The 16,356-nt window shown below is 67.3% G+C and carries 15 protein-coding genes; 11 read left to right on the plus strand and 4 right to left on the minus strand.

The annotated features are described in order from the left end of the window. Positions 1 to 212: 212 nt before the first annotated feature. Both PV766_RS01605 and PV766_RS01610 read right to left on the minus strand, forming a co-directional pair. Entirely contained in the window at positions 213 to 1,325 is a 1,113-nt protein-coding gene (locus PV766_RS01605; RefSeq protein ID WP_255162174.1) for an NAD(P)H-dependent flavin oxidoreductase, read from the minus strand. An 8-nt stretch (positions 1,326 to 1,333) separates the two neighbouring features. Further along, complete coding sequence (locus tag PV766_RS01610) at positions 1,334 to 3,001, minus strand: acyl-CoA synthetase (RefSeq protein ID WP_421096275.1); 1,668 nt, start codon at positions 2,999 to 3,001, stop codon at positions 1,334 to 1,336. Between the two features lie 45 nt (positions 3,002 to 3,046). On the opposite strand from PV766_RS01610, the gene PV766_RS01615 reads away from it, so the two are divergent. Further along, positions 3,047 to 3,946 (plus strand): crotonase/enoyl-CoA hydratase family protein, encoded by a 900-nt coding sequence (locus PV766_RS01615; protein ID WP_421096276.1) that lies wholly within the window; start codon positions 3,047 to 3,049, stop codon positions 3,944 to 3,946. Positions 3,947 to 4,087: 141 nt separating this feature from the next. Further along, a complete protein-coding gene (locus PV766_RS01620; RefSeq protein ID WP_064063472.1) occupies positions 4,088 to 5,617 on the plus strand; it encodes an AMP-binding protein in 1,530 nt (509 codons plus the stop codon). Positions 5,618 to 5,637: 20 nt separating this feature from the next. On the opposite strand, the gene PV766_RS01625 is transcribed toward PV766_RS01620, so the two are convergent. After that, entirely contained in the window at positions 5,638 to 6,675 is a 1,038-nt protein-coding gene (locus PV766_RS01625; protein ID WP_064063471.1) for an LLM class F420-dependent oxidoreductase, read from the minus strand. Between the two features lie 90 nt (positions 6,676 to 6,765). On the opposite strand from PV766_RS01625, the gene PV766_RS01630 reads away from it, so the two are divergent. From PV766_RS01630 to PV766_RS01660, 7 genes are read left to right on the plus strand one after another with little or no spacing between them, the layout of a single operon-like run. Beyond that, complete coding sequence (locus PV766_RS01630) at positions 6,766 to 7,737, plus strand: Zn-ribbon domain-containing OB-fold protein (protein ID WP_064063470.1); 972 nt, start codon at positions 6,766 to 6,768, stop codon at positions 7,735 to 7,737. A 13-nt stretch (positions 7,738 to 7,750) separates the two neighbouring features. Then, positions 7,751 to 8,812 (plus strand): thiolase domain-containing protein, encoded by a 1,062-nt coding sequence (locus tag PV766_RS01635; protein WP_019290103.1) that lies wholly within the window; start codon positions 7,751 to 7,753, stop codon positions 8,810 to 8,812. Beyond that, positions 8,812 to 9,987 (plus strand): thiolase domain-containing protein, encoded by a 1,176-nt coding sequence (locus PV766_RS01640; RefSeq protein ID WP_006551914.1) that lies wholly within the window; start codon positions 8,812 to 8,814, stop codon positions 9,985 to 9,987. Before PV766_RS01635 ends, PV766_RS01640 begins: the two co-directional genes overlap by 1 nt. A gap of 8 nt (positions 9,988 to 9,995) precedes the next feature. Further along, complete coding sequence (locus PV766_RS01645; RefSeq protein ID WP_006551915.1) at positions 9,996 to 10,877, plus strand: TIGR03619 family F420-dependent LLM class oxidoreductase; 882 nt, start codon at positions 9,996 to 9,998, stop codon at positions 10,875 to 10,877. Next, positions 10,874 to 11,287 (plus strand): nuclear transport factor 2 family protein, encoded by a 414-nt coding sequence (locus PV766_RS01650; protein ID WP_006551916.1) that lies wholly within the window; start codon positions 10,874 to 10,876, stop codon positions 11,285 to 11,287. Before PV766_RS01645 ends, PV766_RS01650 begins: the two co-directional genes overlap by 4 nt. Positions 11,288 to 11,296: 9 nt before the next feature. Then, positions 11,297 to 11,869, plus strand: a complete 573-nt coding sequence (locus PV766_RS01655) for a nucleotidyltransferase family protein (protein ID WP_421096277.1) — start codon at positions 11,297 to 11,299, stop codon at positions 11,867 to 11,869. A 60-nt stretch (positions 11,870 to 11,929) separates the two neighbouring features. Then, positions 11,930 to 13,195, plus strand: coding sequence for a hypothetical protein (locus tag PV766_RS01660; RefSeq protein ID WP_421096278.1), 1,266 nt, complete (start codon positions 11,930 to 11,932; stop codon positions 13,193 to 13,195). 82 nt (positions 13,196 to 13,277) lie between these two features. On the opposite strand, the gene PV766_RS01665 is transcribed toward PV766_RS01660, so the two are convergent. Beyond that, complete coding sequence (locus PV766_RS01665) at positions 13,278 to 14,531, minus strand: cytochrome P450 (protein WP_016931882.1); 1,254 nt, start codon at positions 14,529 to 14,531, stop codon at positions 13,278 to 13,280. 181 nt (positions 14,532 to 14,712) lie between these two features. Here PV766_RS01665 and PV766_RS01670 point away from each other — a divergent pair, with 181 nt between their 5' ends. Beyond that, positions 14,713 to 15,876 carry a steroid 3-ketoacyl-CoA thiolase gene (locus PV766_RS01670; RefSeq protein WP_016931881.1) on the plus strand — a complete coding sequence of 388 codons (1,164 nt, stop codon included), beginning with the start codon at positions 14,713 to 14,715 and terminating at the stop codon, positions 15,874 to 15,876. A gap of 1 nt (position 15,877) precedes the next feature. Continuing rightward, complete coding sequence (locus tag PV766_RS01675; RefSeq protein WP_255162167.1) at positions 15,878 to 16,351, plus strand: nitroreductase family deazaflavin-dependent oxidoreductase; 474 nt, start codon at positions 15,878 to 15,880, stop codon at positions 16,349 to 16,351. Positions 16,352 to 16,356: the final 5 nt, after the last annotated feature.

Raw genomic sequence — 16,356 nt, forward strand, 5'->3', positions numbered from 1 at the left:
AGTCCGCTGCGGTGCGGTTCACGACCGGTACCGCTCGCGTCACGTCCACCCCAGGGTAGTGCCGGATCGGGCACACCTCGGCCGTCGACCCCCACCCGCGACCGCCGCTGCTCCCTGTCCGGCGACGCCCCGGCCGACGCAGATCCCGGAACGGGACGATGCCCGGGGCGGATCACTCCACCCCGGGCACCTGCCACCCCACCACTGTGGTCCTATCGCGCCTCGTTCAGCCGATCGACGGCCTCGTCGTAGCCCCGCACGAGGTCGGCCATGATCTCCGCGACGGGACGGATCTCGTTCATCCGTCCCACCACCTGCCCGACCGGCATGGCGACGGCCTCGGGATCGTCGGCCGCCGACATACGCTGATGCGCCTCGCTCACGAGGATGTTCTGCAGGGGCATCGGCAATGGCTCGGGCGCATCGGGTTTCGACCACGCCTCCGTCCACTTGGTTTTGAGCAGCCGCGCCGGCTTGCCCGAGTAGATCCGCGACCGCACCGTGTCGGACGAACTCGCGCCGAGCAACGCGCGCTGGATCGACGACGGGCCGTGCGCGGCCGCCCCGAGCTTGTACTCCGAGGTGGTGAGCCAGTACGAACCCATCCACACGCCGGAGGCACCGAGGGCCAGTGCCGCCGCGACCTGCCGTCCCGATCCCACACCGCCGGCGGCGAGCACGGCCGCCGAATCACCGAGTGCGTCGACGATCTCGGGCCACAGCACCATCGACGCGATCTCGCCGGTGTGGCCCCCGGCCTCGTAGCCCTGCGCGATCACGATGTCGACACCGTTCTCGACGTGCCGCTTCGCATGTTCGACCGCACCCGCGAGCGCTGCGACCGGCACACCCTTGTCGTGGGCGAGGTCGATGACGTCCTTCGGCGGTGACCCGAGGGCGTTCGCGATCAGCGCCGGCCGGTGGGCGAGGGCGACCTCCACGTGCGAGCGTGCGACCGAATGCAGCCAGCCCAGAACACCGCTCGCCTCACCGACGTCGTCGGACAGGGGCGGAACACCGAGTTCGTCGAGCGTGCGGTTCACGAAGGCGCGGTGCTCGGCCGGGATCAACCTGTCGAGGTCCACCGCGGTGCCTTCGGTGGGCACCGCAGCGGGCATCACGATGTCGACGCCGTACGGTTTGCCGTCGGTGTTCTCGTCCATCCATGTCAGGACGGTGTCGAGTTCGTCGGGGTCGTTGAACCGCACGCACCCGAGAACACCGAGTCCGCCCGCGCGGCTGATCGCCGCCGCGACGTGTTCGGAGGGTGTGAAGCCGAAGATCGGATACTCGATGCCGAACTTCTTGCCGAGGCCGGTCTGCATGTGTCCCTCTACCCCGCCGCAGCGGCGCCGTTGCCGTCGCCGTTGTCGTAGACCTCGTCGGCCGGGCGCAGTTCCGTCTGGTCCTTGGCCCACCGGTAATCGGGTTTGCCGGCCGGCGATCGCTTGATCTCGTCGACGAACCACACCGCGCGCGGCACCTTGTACCCCGCGATCTGCGACCGTGCCGTCGCCGTGAGTTCCTCGAGCGTGACCTGCGCGTCCTCGCGTCGCGCGACGACGGCGGAGACCCGTTCGCCGAACCGCTCGTCGGGAACACCCACGACCAGTGCGTCGAAGACGGCCGGGTGCTGCTTGAGTGCACCCTCGACCTCCTCGGGGTAGACCTTCTCACCGCCGCTGTTGATCGAGACCGATCCGCGGCCGAGCATCGTGACGGTGCCGTCGGCCTCGACCCGCGCGTAGTCGCCGGGGATCGAGTAGCGGATCCCGTTGTACTCGCGGAAGGTGGCCTTGGTCTTGGCCTCGTCCTTGTAGTAGCCGAGCGGGATGTTGCCGGTGCGCGCGACCATGCCGACCTTCTCGGAACCCGGTTCGATCGGATTGCCGTCGTCGTCGAGGACGGTGGTGGACTCGTCGATCTTCACCGTGGGGCCGCCGCCGAGGGTCTTGCCCTTCTCGGCGATGCCGATGCCACCGAAGCCGGTCTCGGACGAGCCGATGGAGTCGGTGATGATCTTGCCTGGCAGCAGGTCGAGGAAACGGTCCTTGATGGACGGGGAGAACAGGGCCGCACTCGATGCCATGGCGAACAGGGTCGAGAGGTCGTAGGGCTCACCGGTTGTCGGGTTGCCCTCCTCCAGTGCGTCGAGCATGGGGCGGGCCATGGCGTCGCCGGTGATGAAGATGACGTTGACCTTGTGGTCGTCGATGATGCGCCACACCTCGTGGCCCGAGAACTCGGGGTGCATGACGACCTTGCCGCCGCTGAACAACGACTGGAACAGCGCCCACTGGGCGCCGCCGTGGATCATCGGCGGGATGGGATAGCGCACGAGACCGGGATTCTCGGCGCCCTCCTTCGCCAGCTGCCACTCGTCCTTGACCCATTCCCCGGTCATGAAGTTGATACCGCCGCCGAGGACGCGCCACACGTCCTCGTGACGCCACATCACGCCCTTGGGGTGACCGGTGGTGCCGCCGGTGTAGAGCATGTAGATGTCGTCGGCGCTGCGTGCTTCGAAGTCGCGTTCCGGGTTGCTCTGCGCCAGCGCCGCTTCGTATTCGATGCCGGCATAGGACGAGAAGTCGGCGTCGGTGCCGTCCTCCACGGCGATCACGGTCTTCACCAGCGGAGTGTTCGGCAGGACGTTCGCGACCTTGTCGGAGTAGCGACGTTCGTGGACGAGCGCGACCATGTCGGAATTGTCGAAGATGTACTGCAACTCGTTCTCGACATAGCGGTAGTTGACGTTGATCATGATGGCGCGGATCTTGAAGACCGCGATCATCGCCTCGACGGCCTCGATGGTGTTGCGCGAGTAGATGCCGACCTTGTCGCCCGGCTTCACACCTTGTTCGCGCAGGTAATGAGCAAGTCGGTTGGCTCGGTCCTCCAGCTGTGCGTAGGTGACCTCACGTCCGTCCGAAGCCAGCGCGACGCGCTCGGGAACGAGGTCGATTGCGTGTTCGACGAGGTCTGCGATGTTTAGGGCCACGCTGACAAAAGTAGAACGTGTTACCGTTTCTGACAAGACCCGAATATGATCCAGTTCACAATCCTGCGAGGAGTCCCGCCAGTGTCCGCTACCGAAGCCCCCCGCGCAGCCGATTCGGACATCTCGTCCCGCGAACCGCATTGCCTCGTCGAGCAACGCGGCCACGTTCTGATCGTCACGCTCAACCGCCCCGAGGCACGAAATGCGCTGTCCGGCGAAATGATGGCGATCATGAACGAGGCCTGGGATCGCGTCGACAGCGATCCCGAGATCCGCGTCGCGATCCTCACCGGTGCCGGTGGAGCGTTCTGCGCGGGAGCCGATCTCAAGGCGATGAACGCGGCACCGCCCGGAGACGCATTCGAGCAGGGCGAGCGAAGCGACGGGAAAGGCAACGGTGGCGGCTGGGACCTCACACGGCTGCCGGCGTTGCTCAAGGGTCGCCGTCTGACCAAGCCGCTCATCGCGGCCGTGGAGGGTGCCGCCATCGCCGGTGGCACCGAGATCCTGCAGGGAACCGATGTCCGAGTGGCCGGCGAGAGCGCGAAATTCGGTGTTTCCGAGGCGAAGTGGGGACTGTTCCCGCTCGGTGGGTCCGCGGTGCGTCTCGTCCGCCAGATCCCGTACACGATCGCCGCCGACATCCTGCTCACCGGACGCCACCTCGGGGCCGCCGAAGCCAAGGAGATCGGACTCATCGGTCACGTCGTTCCGGACGGCACCGCGCTCGACAAGGCCCTCGAGATCGCCGAGACCATCGCGAACAACGGCCCGGTTGCCGTGCAGGCCATCCTCCGGACGATCCGCGATTCGGAAGGACTGCACGAAGAGGACGCGTTCCGGATCGACGCCGAACTGGGCGCCGCGGTCTTCAAGAGCGCCGACGCCAAGGAGGGGCCGCGGGCGTTCGCGGAGAAGCGTGCCCCGAAGTTCTCGGGTTCCTGACCTGCGCCACTGTGGACCGCACTCCCACCCGTGAGAGCGCGGTCACAACCATCTCCTTAGCTCTGCTACATTGTCGGCTGTGATCCAGACCACAAGATCACAGTGTTCGTCGAGGCGATGTCGAGGCAATGAGGAGCCCCCATGTATCCAGGAGTGCACGCCCGGACCACCCCGGACAAACTTGCGGTCGTCCTCGCCGACAGTGACCGGAGTCTGACCTACCGCGAACTCGACGACCGGTCGGCAGCGCTGGCCCGCGTCCTGCACGACGCGGGTCTGCGCACCGGTGACGTCGTCGCCCTGCTCACCGACAATCAGCCCGAGGCCTTCGAGGTCTTCTGGGCCGCCCTCCGGTCCGGCCTGTACATCACGGCGGTCAACAGTCACCTCACCGCCGGGGAGGTGGCCTATATCCTCGAGGACAGCGGTGCGAAGGCCCTGATCGCGTCGGCGACACTCGACGAACTCCCCGAACAGGTCGGCGAGAAGGTCGCGATCGGTTCGGTGAGGCTCGCGTTCGGCGGCACCGTGCGCGGTTTCGAGTCGTACGAGGACGCCCTCGCCGCGGCCGGCCCGCGACTCGAGGAGGAACCGTGCGGCGCCATCATGCTGTACTCGTCCGGAACGACGGGCTTTCCCAAGGGAATCCAGCCGGATCTCCCGGAACGTCGCGTCGACGAACCCGGTGAGCCGCTGGTGACGGTGGCGCAGTTCCTCTTCGGCCTCACCGACTCCGACGTCTACTACTCCCCCGCCCCCATCTATCACGCGGCGCCTCTGCGCTGGGGTGGGGCGATCCACGCGCTCGGCGGCACGGTGGTCCTTGCCGAGAAGTTCGACGCCGAGACCGCGCTCCGGCACGTCGAGGAGCACGGGATCACCGCGGGGCAGATGGTGCCGACGATGTTCGTCCGTATGCTCAAGCTCGACGACGAAATCCGCGACCGATACGACCTGTCGAGTCTGCGCGTCCTCGTCCACGCCGCAGCTCCGTGCCCGCCGGAGGTCAAGCGAGCGATGATCGACTGGCTCGGACCGGTGATCTACGAGTACTACAGCTCCACCGAGGCCAACGGGATCACGTTCATCAACAGTCAGGAATGGCTCGAACACCCGGGCTCGGTGGGCAAGAGTGTGCTCGGGCCCGCGCACATCTGCGACGAGGAGGGGCGGGAACTCCCGGCCGGCGAGGTGGGAACGATCTACCTCGAATACGAGAAGGTTCCGTTCTCGTACCACAACGATCCCGAGAAGACCGCGGCGTCGCAGCATCCCGAGCACCCCACCTGGACCACGGTCGGCGACCTCGGCTGTCTCGACGACGACGGCTATCTGTATCTGACCGACCGCAAGTCGTTCACGATCATCTCCGGCGGTGTGAACATCTATCCGCAGGAGATCGAGAACGTGCTCGCCCTGCACCCGGCCGTCGAGGACGTCGCTGTCATCGGCGTGCCCCATCCGGAGATGGGCGAGGAGGTCAAGGCCGTCGTGCAACCGGCGGGCGGATCCGCCGGATCCCCCGACCTCGCCGACGAATTGATCTCGTACGTCCGCGAGCGGGTCGCGCACTTCAAGGTGCCGCGATCGGTGGACTTCGTCGACGAACTGCCCCGCACCCCCACGGGCAAGCTGGTGAAGGGCAAGCTGAAGGCGGCCTACGCCTCCTGACGCCCCGCCCGCTGCGGCATCTAGCGCAGCACCACCTCGGCGATCGTGCGCACCTGGTCGACATCGCGACAACCGACCAGCAGCATCGTCACGCCGGCCGCCTCCCAGCGCTTCACACCCTCGCGCACCTCGTCGGCATTGCCGACGATCATCGTCTCGGTGACCATCTCGTCCGGGATCACTGCCGCCGCCTCGTCCTTACGGCCGGCACGGAACAGCGCGGTCACCTCGTCGACCACGGCCTCGTATCCCATCCGCCGGTAGACCTGCGCGTGGAAGTTCAACTCCGGCGCACCCATTCCGCCGACATACAGCGCGGTCACCGGTTTCATCGCCGCGATCGTCCCTGCGCGATCGTCCGTGATCACCACCTGGCAGGTCGCCGCGATCTCGAAGTCCTCACGGGTGCGTCGGGCGCCCGGCCGGGCGAACCCCTCGTCGAGCCATTCGTCGTACATCGACGCCAGGCGCGGGGTGTAGTAGATCGCGAGCCAGCCGTCGGCGATCTCGGCGGTGAGCGCGACGTTCTTCGGACCTTCGGCACCGATCCAGATCGGGATGTCCGACCGCAGCGGATGCGTGATGGGCTTGAGCGGTTTACCGAGCCCGGTTGATCCGGCGCCCGCGTAGGGCAGCGGGAAGTGCGGTCCGTCGCCGGTCACCGGCGCTTCGCGCGCGAGCACCTTGCGGATCACGTCGACGTACTCGCGGGTCCGTGCGAGGGGCTTGGCGAACGGCTGGCCGTACCAGCCCTCCACCACCTGCGGCCCCGAGACGCCGAGACCGAGGATGTGCCGGCCCTTCGAGAGGTGATCGAGCGTCAGCGCGTGCATCGCGCAACTCGTCGGAGTACGCGCGGAGATCTGCACGACGGACGTGCCGAGCCGCACCCGTTCCGTGGACGAGCCCCACCAGGCCAGCGGCGTGAACGCGTCCGATCCCCACGATTCGGCGGCGAAGACGGCGTCGAATCCTTCGGCCTCGGCCGCAGCAACGAGTTCCGGTGCGTTCGAGGGCGGCTGAGCACCCCAGTAGCCGAGTTGCAGTCCCAGTTTCATTGGACGCCTTTCCTGTCGGGCGAATCGTGGAGAGATGCAGTTCGCGCGCCGCTCTTGCCAGCACCACTAGAACCTGTTCTACTCGAAATTGTGAGCCTGGGAAAGAGCGCGGTTGCCGAGCCACCGCTGAGCGCACCGCTGAATCTGAAGTTCGACTACACACGATCCACCGGGCCGACCGTCGGAGCCTTCGTCACCGGATTGCGCGACGGCCGCATTCTCGGCGCCCGCGGATCCGACGGACGGGTCCTCGTCCCACCCCCCGAATACGACGCGGTCACCCATGAACCACTCACCGATGTCGTCGAGGTCGGACAGACCGGCACCGTGGTGAGCTGGACGTGGAACGCCGAACCGCTGCCCGGACAGCCCTTCGACCGGCCCTTCGCCTGGGCACTGATCCGCCTCGACGGCGCCGACACCGCACTCCTGCACGCCGTCGACGTCGCCTCCCCGGACGACATCGAGACGGGTCTGCGGGTACGTGTGCGGTGGGCCGCCGAACGCACCGGCGACATCCACGACATCGAGGCGTTCGAACCCGGCGAGGCGACGATCACCGTCGCAGCGACCGAGGGCGAGCCGGTCACGATGATCACCACTCCCGTCGACCTGGACTACCGGCACTCCGCCTCCCCCGAGGAATCCTGGTACCTGCGAGGGTTGAAGGACGGCAGGATCATCGGTGGCCGCACCGGCCCGGGCGGGAAGGTCTACGTACCCCCGCGCGGTGCGAGCCCCACCGACGGTGTACCGACGAAGGAACCCGTGGAAGTGTCCGACAAGGGCATCGTCACCACCTTCTGCATCGTGAACGTGCCGTTCCTCGGCCAGCAGATCGAGCCGCCCTATGTCGCCGCCTACGTACTGCTCGACGGTGCCGACATCCCGTTCCTGCACCTGATCCTCGAATGCGATGCGTCCGAGGTGCGGATGGGCATGCGTGTCGAAGCGAAATGGCGTCCTCGCGAGGAGTGGGATCACACGCTGCGCAACATCGAGTACTTCCGTCCCACCGGCGAACCCGACGCCGACTACGACACCTTCGAACACCACCTCTGAGAGCGGCGGACACATGACAGACATTGCAGTCGTCGGCTTCGCGCACGCCCCGCACGTGCGCGAGACGTTCGGCACCACCAACGGCGTCGAGATGCTCGTCCCGTGTTTCCAGGAGCTGTACGGCAAGCTCGGCATCACCAAGTCCGACATCGGTTTCTGGTGTTCGGGTTCCTCCGATTACCTTGCCGGACGAGCATTCTCGTTCATCTCGGCGATCGATGCGATCGGCGCCGTCCCGCCCATCAACGAATCGCACGTCGAGATGGATGCGGCCTGGGCGCTCTACGAGGCGTGGGTCAAGCTCATCACCGGTGAGGTCGACACCGCCCTCGTGTACGGCTTCGGCAAGTCCTCGGCCGGCACTCTGCGCCGAACCCTGTCCCTGCAGCTCGATCCGTACCTCGTGGCCCCTCTGGGCGTCGACTCCGTCTCGCTCGCGGGCCTGCAGGCCCGCCTGGGTCTCGAATCCGGTAAGTGGACCGACCGCGAGATGGCGGAGGTCGCGGTCCGTAGCCGCGCCGCCGCCAAGGACAATCCCAAGGCGCAACTCTCCGGCGACTTCGACATCGACGAACTGCTCGCCCAGCCGTACATCGCCGACCCGTTGCGTAAGCACGACTGCGCCCCCGTCACCGACGGCGCGGCCGCGATCGTCCTCGCGACCGGCGACCGGGCGCGCGAGCTGTGCGAGAACCCGGCGTGGATCACCGGGATCGAGCATCGCACCGATTCACCGAACTTCGGCGCACTCGATCTGACCGTCTCACCCTCGACCCGGGCCGCAGCGCAGGCCGTCACCGGCGGGGACACCGCCTTCGACGTCGCCGAGTTGCATGCACCGTTCACGCACCAGGAACTCATCCTGCGCGAGGCGATCGGCCTGGGCGAGTCGACGACGATCAACCCGTCCGGTGGGCCGCTGACGGGCAACCCGATGTTCTCCGGCGGTCTCGAGCGCATCGGTTACGCAGCGCAGGCGATCATGGACGGCACGGCCGGACGTGCACTCGCGCACGCGACGAGCGGTGCTGTGCTGCAACAGAATCTGGTAGCCGTTCTGGAGGGACGCAACTGATGGCGAAGCAACCCGCAGCTGTCCTCGGAACCGGGCAGACCCATTACGTCGCCAAGCGGCACGACGTGTCGATGTCCGGCCTCGTCCGCGAGGCGATCGACCGCGCCATGACGGACGCCCAGGTGGGCTGGGACGACATCGACGCCGTGGTGATCGGCAAGGCCCCCGACCTGTTCGAGGGCGTCATGATGCCCGAACTGTCGATGGTCGACGCCATCGGCGCCACGGGCAAGCCGATGCTGCGCGTGCACACCGCCGGGTCCGTCGGGGGCTCGACGGCGAACGTCGCGGCAAGCCTCGTCCAGGCCGGCGTGCACCGCCGGGTACTCGCGGTGGCCTGGGAGAAGCAGTCCGAGTCGAACGCGATGTGGGCGCTGTCCACACCGGTCCCGTTCACCATGCCGGTCGGTGCCGGCGCGGGCGGCTACTTCGCGCCGCACGTCCGTTCGTACATCCGCCGGTCCGGTGCGCCCGAGCACATCGGGGCGATGGTCGCGGTCAAGGACCGCCTCAACGGCGCGAAGAATCCGTACGCGCATCTGAAGCAGCCCGAGATCACCCTCGAGAAGGTGCAGGCCTCGCAGATGCTGTGGGATCCGATCCGGTACGACGAGACGTGCCCGTCGTCCGACGGTGCGTGCGCGGTCGTGCTCGGCGACGAGGACACCGCGAAGGCCGCCGAGCAGGCCGGCCGCCGGGTGGCGTGGATCCATGCCACGGCGATGCGCACCGAACCCACCACCTACGCCGGGCGCGATCAGGTGAATCCGGAGGCCGGACGGGTCGCTGCCGCAGCACTGTGGAAGCAGGCCGGTATCACCGATCCGCTCGGCGAGATCGACTGCGCCGAGATCTACGTGCCGTTCTCGTGGTTCGAGCCGATGTGGCTCGAGAACCTCGGTTTCGCGTCCGAGGGGTCGGGGTGGAAACTCACCGAGGCCGGCGAGACGGCGATCGGCGGTCGGCTTCCGGTCAACATGTCCGGCGGCGTGCTCTGCTCCAACCCCATCGGGGCATCGGGCATGATCCGGTTCGCCGAAGCCGCGATCCAGGTGATGGGCACGGCGGGAGATCACCAGGTCGACGGCGCCCGCAAGGCACTCGGACATGCCTACGGCGGTGGATCCCAGTACTTCTCCATGTGGGTGGTGGGCTCCGACCGGCCCACGAATTAGGAGGCATCATGGTCTCGTTCACCGTCGGGGTCGCGATGACCCCACTCGACCAGCTCACCGGCATCGCGCAGACCGCCGAGGAGTGCGGATACACCTCGATCGCACTGCCCGACTCCCTGTTCTACATGGAGAAGCAGACGGTCGACTATCCGTACACCCCCGACGGTTCGCGGATGTGGACGCCCGACACCCCCTGGGTGGATCCGCTCATCGCCGCGGCGTCGATGGCGGCGAGCACGTCGACGATCCGGTTCTACACCCAGGTGCTCAAGCTCGGCTCCCGCAATCCGGTGCTGCTGGCGCGGCAGGTCGGATCCGTTGCGAACCTCACCGGGAACCGGTTCGGACTGGGTGTCGGAATCGGCTGGGCGCCGGAAGAATTCGAGTGGTGCGGTGTGCCCTACGCGAAGCGCGGCAAGCGCGTCGACGAGATGATCGACGTTCTGAAGCTGATCCTCGACGGCGGCATGGTCGAACATCACGGCGAGTTCTACGACTTCGACCGGCTGCAGATGAGTCCCGCGCCCACCGCACCGGTACCGCTCTACGTCGGTGGGCACACCGAGGTGGCACTGCGTCGTGCGGCCCGGGTCGGTGACGGTTGGACGTCGGCGATGATCGGGTTCGACGATCTGGTCGGGGTCATCACCCGACTGCGCGAATTGCGGGCCGAGTACGGCCGCAGCAACCTGCCGTTCGAGATCCAGACGGTGTGTGTCGACAGGTTCGGTGGTTCCGGTTACGCCGAACTGGCCGACGCCGGGGTCACCGACATCATCGTGGTGCCGTGGATCTTCGACGGCCACGGTTTCGACTCCCCGCTCGAGGCCAAACAGGAATCGCTGCGGAAGTTCGCCGACAAGTACATTCCCGGAAGGGATGCCGCATGAGCGAGGAACACCCGGCGCGTATCGCAGCGAAGGCGTCGCAGGCGGCGGCGAGCGGGAAACGCAAGGACGAGTGGCTCGCGCTGTTCGCGGAGAACGCGTGCGTCGAGGATCCGGTGGGTCCGTCCGGCTTCGATCCGGAGGGCAAGGGGCATCACGGTGCCGAGGCGATCGCGAAGTTCTACGACATGACCATCGCGAACACCGACAAGCTCGAATTCCTCGTCGACGACGTGCTGGTCTGCGGCGACGAATGCGTCAACATCGGCACCATCCGTACGACGATGGCAGGCAATCTGATCGATGCGGAGGGCGTGTTCGTCTACCGCGTGGACGACGACGGGAGGATCGTCTCGTTGCGTGCGTTCTGGGAAGTGGACCGCGCGATGAAAACCGTGCGCCCCGTCTCGTAGAGTCGGGCCATGGGCACAGCCGGGATCGTTCTTGCGGCAGGGGACGGCTCGCGGCTGGGCGGACGCGCGAAAGCGCTGCTCCCCCACCGCGGCCGTCCCCTGCTGCATACCGTCGTCGAGGCACTGCTCGAAGGTGGTTGTGACGACGTGATCGTGGTCGTGGGCGCATTCGGCGACGATGTGGCCGCCGCGTGCCCTACCGGAGCGACAGCGGTCTACAACCCCGACTGGGCCGTCGGCATGTCGACATCCCTGCACCGCGGGGTCGACGCGGCACGAGCCCACCACAGGGTTGCGCTCACCGTCGTCGATTTTCCCGGCATCACAGCCGAATTGGTCCGCCATCTCCTGGATGCGCACCACACGGGGACGGTGACGCTCCCCGTCTTCGGAGATCACCCCGGTCATCCGGTGGTCTTCGACATCGCCGACGCGCTGGGCGCCGCCGCCGACGCCACCGGCGACGAGGGCGCGCGGTCCTTCCTCGCCCGCAATCGTGAACGCGTGCGGCGTCTCGACTGCACCGGGCTCGCCGACCCCGGAGACGTCGACACCTCCGAGGATCTTCGCCGCCTGACCTGATCGCATCGTCGCCCGGCGTGTCGGCGCCGCGTCCCGGTGACCGCTCGGAGAAGGTAGGGGGTGCCCTCCTGGATTCTCTACGCACTCGCAGCCGTCGGCAGTTTCACCGCCGGAACCGTCCTCGCCGCGCCGAGCGTCGACACCTATCCACTCGATACCGGGTTCGGTTTCGGTGCCGTGGAGACTTCGGGTATCACCGCGTCTGCCACGGGAGCGCTCGTCGCCGCGTCGATCGCGCTGTGGTTACGCCACCGGGTGGGCGCGCTCGGCGCCGTCGTGGCCGGGGCCGCACTCGTGGCGGTCGTCGCCCTGCCGGGTGCGTGGCGGTTCGACATGTACGTCTCGGCGGTCGGTGCAGGCCTGGTGCTCGGTGCCCTCGTCGTCTGCTGCGCCCGAACTGCGGGCACCCGGCTCCCCGCGGTGATGACCGGTGGCGTCGTTGCCGCGCTGCTCACCGCAGAACCCATCGCGGAATACCGGGAGTTCGCGGCCTCCTCGCCCGGAAGCGCCGTGTACCTCGAGGTGTCGGCGCAGCCCGCCGACACGGTGTGGACGGTTCTCTCGGCGACTGTCATCGCGGTGGCAACAGCGGCTCTCGTGATGCGTGCCGGTGCTCCCGATTCGGTCGACGAACGACGATGGGATGTACGGGAAACGGTGGTCGGTATCGGCCTACCGCTCGTCGCCGTCGTGCTGTATCGGTCTCTTCACAGTGCCGTGTGGTCTCCGGATGCGAGTCCCGGTGGGAACGGGCGATGGCTGTGGGGCATCGTCGCTGTCCCACTCGTGATCGGTGCTGCCCTGTGGCTGCGCGAGAGAAGCGGAGCGGTCCTTCTCGCCGCCTTCGCGGTGGCCGTCGCCGCGGGTACCGCTCCCTCGTGGATTCCCGGCGGATGGTTTCTGCCGGCCGTGATGGTCGTGCTCGCCGCCGTCGGCGCGTGGCTGGGCCGTCGCGCGCCGAGGCCGATGGCCGGAGTGGGCGTGCTCGCGTTCGTCACGATCACGGCGATCTTCACTCGTGCGCCCTGGGACAACGTCCACCTCCTGGCGACCTTCTTCGTTCTTCCGGTGGCAGCCGCGTACACGATCAGCGCGGCACTACCGTCGACGAGCGCGGTCACCGCCGCGTCCTTCTCGCTGCCCGCCGTGATGGCGTTGCCTCTGCTCACCCGATTCGGATGGACCGCCTACACGCCTCTCACCGATTCTCCGTCCGGGTGGACGCCGGACTCGTGGACGGTTCTCACGACCGGTGTATCGGTAGCCGGTGTGCTCGCGGCGGGGGCCGCGATGTGGTGGATCGGCCGCAGGTCCGAGGTCCTGTAGACGACACGGGATGTGCGAGGTCCCCGGGCGCGCAGGGGCGGCCGGGGACCTCGATGTTCGGTTCGGTCGGTGTTCGGTTCGGTCAGTGCTGGACCGGGCACCCACCCGAGGTCTTGTAGTCGACCTGGAATTCCTTGATGCCGTTGAGCCAGCCCGACCGCAGACGGTGCGGGTCGCCGATCTTCGTGATGTCCGGGATGTGGTCGGCGATCGCGTTGAAGATCAGGTCGATCTCCATACGTGCGAGGTTCGCGCCCAGGCAGTAGTGCGCGCCCGTTCCACCGAATGCCAGGTGCGGGTTGGGATCACGAAGGATGTCGAACTCGCGGGGGTTGTCGAATACTTCTTCGTCGTTGTTGGCCGACGCGTACAGCATGACGACGCGATCGCCCTTCTTGATCGTCTGCCCGCCGAGTTCGGTGTCCTCGAGGGCGGTGCGCTGGAACGACGTGACCGGGGTGGCCCAGCGGATGATCTCGTCGGCGGCGGTCTTCGGCCGGTCGCGCTTGAAGATCTCCCACTGCTCCGGATTGTCGAGGAACGCCGCCATGCCGTGGGTGATCGCGTTGCGGGTGGTCTCGTTGCCGGCCACCGCGAGCACGATGAAGAAGAAGCCGAACTCCTCGGGAGCGAGTTCGTCGCCGTCGATGTCGGCCTCGATGAGGGTGGTGACGATGTCGTCGGCCGGGTTCTCCTTGCGGGCCGCGGCCATCTGGTAGGCGTACCCGAGGACTTCCATGGACGCTGCCGCCGGATCGGCGGTGTTGTCCGGATCGTCGTAGCCCGTCATCTGGTTGGACCACTCGAAGAGCTTGGCGCGATCCTCCTGAGGCACACCGATGAGGTCGGCGATGGCCTGCAGCGGCAGCTCGGCCGCGACCTGAGTGACGAAGTCGCCACGACCGGCCTGGCACGCCTCTCCCACGATGGCTCTCGCGCGACGATCGAGCTCGTCACGCAGGCCGTTGATCGCACGGGGGGTGAAACCGCGGGCGACGAGTTTGCGCAGCTTGGTGTGCTCGGGTGCGTCCTTGTTGAGCAGGACGTGGCGCTGCAACTCGATGGCTTCGCGCGGAATGTCGTCGTTGAACCGCGGAATCGCTGTGTTCTCCCAGTTGGAGAACACGTCGCTCCGGCGGGAGACCTCACGGACCTCCTCGTGCCGGGAGACAACCCAGAATCCGTCGTCGTGGAACCCACCGACGTCGGGAGACTTCTTGTTCCACCACACCGGCGCGGTCTTCCGCAGTTCCGCGAACTCTGCGAAAGGCATACGGTCTGCGTACAGATCGGGATCGGTGAAGTCGATGTCTTCGGGGATGTTCGGCTGCGCCACTGATATCTCTCCTGCCCTGGCGGGTACCGCTCGCGTGATATGTAACACGTTCTAAAACCATTCAAACACAGACGCGCCTTCCGACCAAGGGATCTGCACGTCCACTGGGAAAAGCCGGTCCTGTTGCCAGCCGGAAAAACGTGTTCTATTTTGCGAAGAGCGTAGGAGAAAGGAGCCCGCCGTGGGCACACCAGTCATCGTCGAGGCCGCACGGACCCCGATCGGCAAGCGGGGCGGATGGCTCGCGGGCCTGCACGCCGCCGAGATCCTGGGCGCCGTCCAGGCCGGGCTCGTCGAACGCGCCGGCATCGACGCCGAGCTCGTCGAACAGGTCATCGGTGGCTGCGTCACCCAGGCGGGCGCCCAGTCCAACAACATCACCCGCACCGCGTGGCTCAACGCGGGGCTTCCCTGGCAGGCCGGTGCCACCACCATCGACGCCCAGTGCGGATCGGCCCAGCAGGCCAACCACCTGATCGCCGGGCTCATCGCCACCGGCGCCATCGACGTGGGCATCGCGTGCGGCATCGAGGCAATGACCCAGGTCCCCCTCGGTGCCAACGTCGGTGATCAGGCCGGCCCCCGTCGCCCCGAGTCCTGGAACATCGACATGCCCAACCAGTTCGAGGCCGCCGAACGTATCGCGCGGCGCCGCGGCATCACCCGCGAGGACGTCGACGCGCTCGGAGTGCGGTCGCAGCAACTCGCCCAGCAGGCCTGGGACGAGGGCCGGTTCGACCGCGAGGTCCTGCCGGTCGTGGCCCCTGTCGTCGACAAGGAGGGCAACCGCACCGGCGAGAAGGCGACCGTCACCCGCGACCAGGGTCTGCGCGAGACGTCGACCGAGTCGCTGGCCAAGCTGAAGCCGGTGCTCGAGGGCGGCATCCACACGGCCGGCACCTCGTCGCAGATCTCCGACGGCGCGGCGGCCGTCCTGCTCATGGACTCCGACCGGGCGAAGGCGCTCGGGCTGAAGCCGCGCGCGCGGATCGTCGCGCAGGCTCTCGTCGGCGCCGAACCCGAGTTCCACCTCGACGGCCCCGTGCAGGCCACGGCGAAGGTTCTCGAGAAGGCAGGCATGAGCATCGGCGATCTCGACCTGTTCGAGGTCAACGAGGCGTTCGCGTCGGTGCTGCTGTCCTGGGCCCAGGTGCACGGACCCGACATGGACAAGGTCAACGTCAACGGCGGCGCCATCGCCCTCGGCCACCCGGTCGGCTCCACCGGTTCCCGGCTCATCACCACCGCACTGCACGAACTCGAGCGACGCGACGCGTCGACCGCACTGATCTCGATGTGCGCCGGTGGCGCTCTCGCGACGGGCACCATCATCGAACGGATCTGAGGTGGGTACCGGGGAGGCCCCGAAAGGACTGGGGTCCGGGGCCACGACGTCGATCATCAAGTGGGGATCGCGCGTGAACGTCGCCGTGTACCGGGCCACGGGTGGTCGCATCGGCGGCAGGTGGCGGGTCGGCAGTGCATTCCCCCGGGGCGTCCCCGTATGTCTGGTGACCACGATCGGACGGAAGAGCGGCCGGCCGCGCACCGCTCCTCTGCTGTTCCTCGAAGACGGCGACAAGGTGATCCTGGTCGCCTCCCAGGGAGGACTTCCCAAGCATCCCTTGTGGTTCCGCAACATCCAGGCGAACCCCGAGGTCACCGTGCAGATCAGGTCACGGATCCGGACGATGCGCGCTCGCGTGGCGAGCGATGCGGAGCGCGCGGCGTACTGGCCGCGCCTCACCGCGATGTATCCGGATTTCGACAAGTACCAGTCGTGGACCGACCGCGTCATTCCCGTCGTCGTGTGCGAGTGAGCCGG

It is taken from the genome of Rhodococcus sp. As11 (assembly GCF_048957735.1).
In the GTDB taxonomy this organism is placed as follows: Bacteria; Actinomycetota; Actinomycetes; order Mycobacteriales; family Mycobacteriaceae; genus Rhodococcus; species Rhodococcus gordoniae.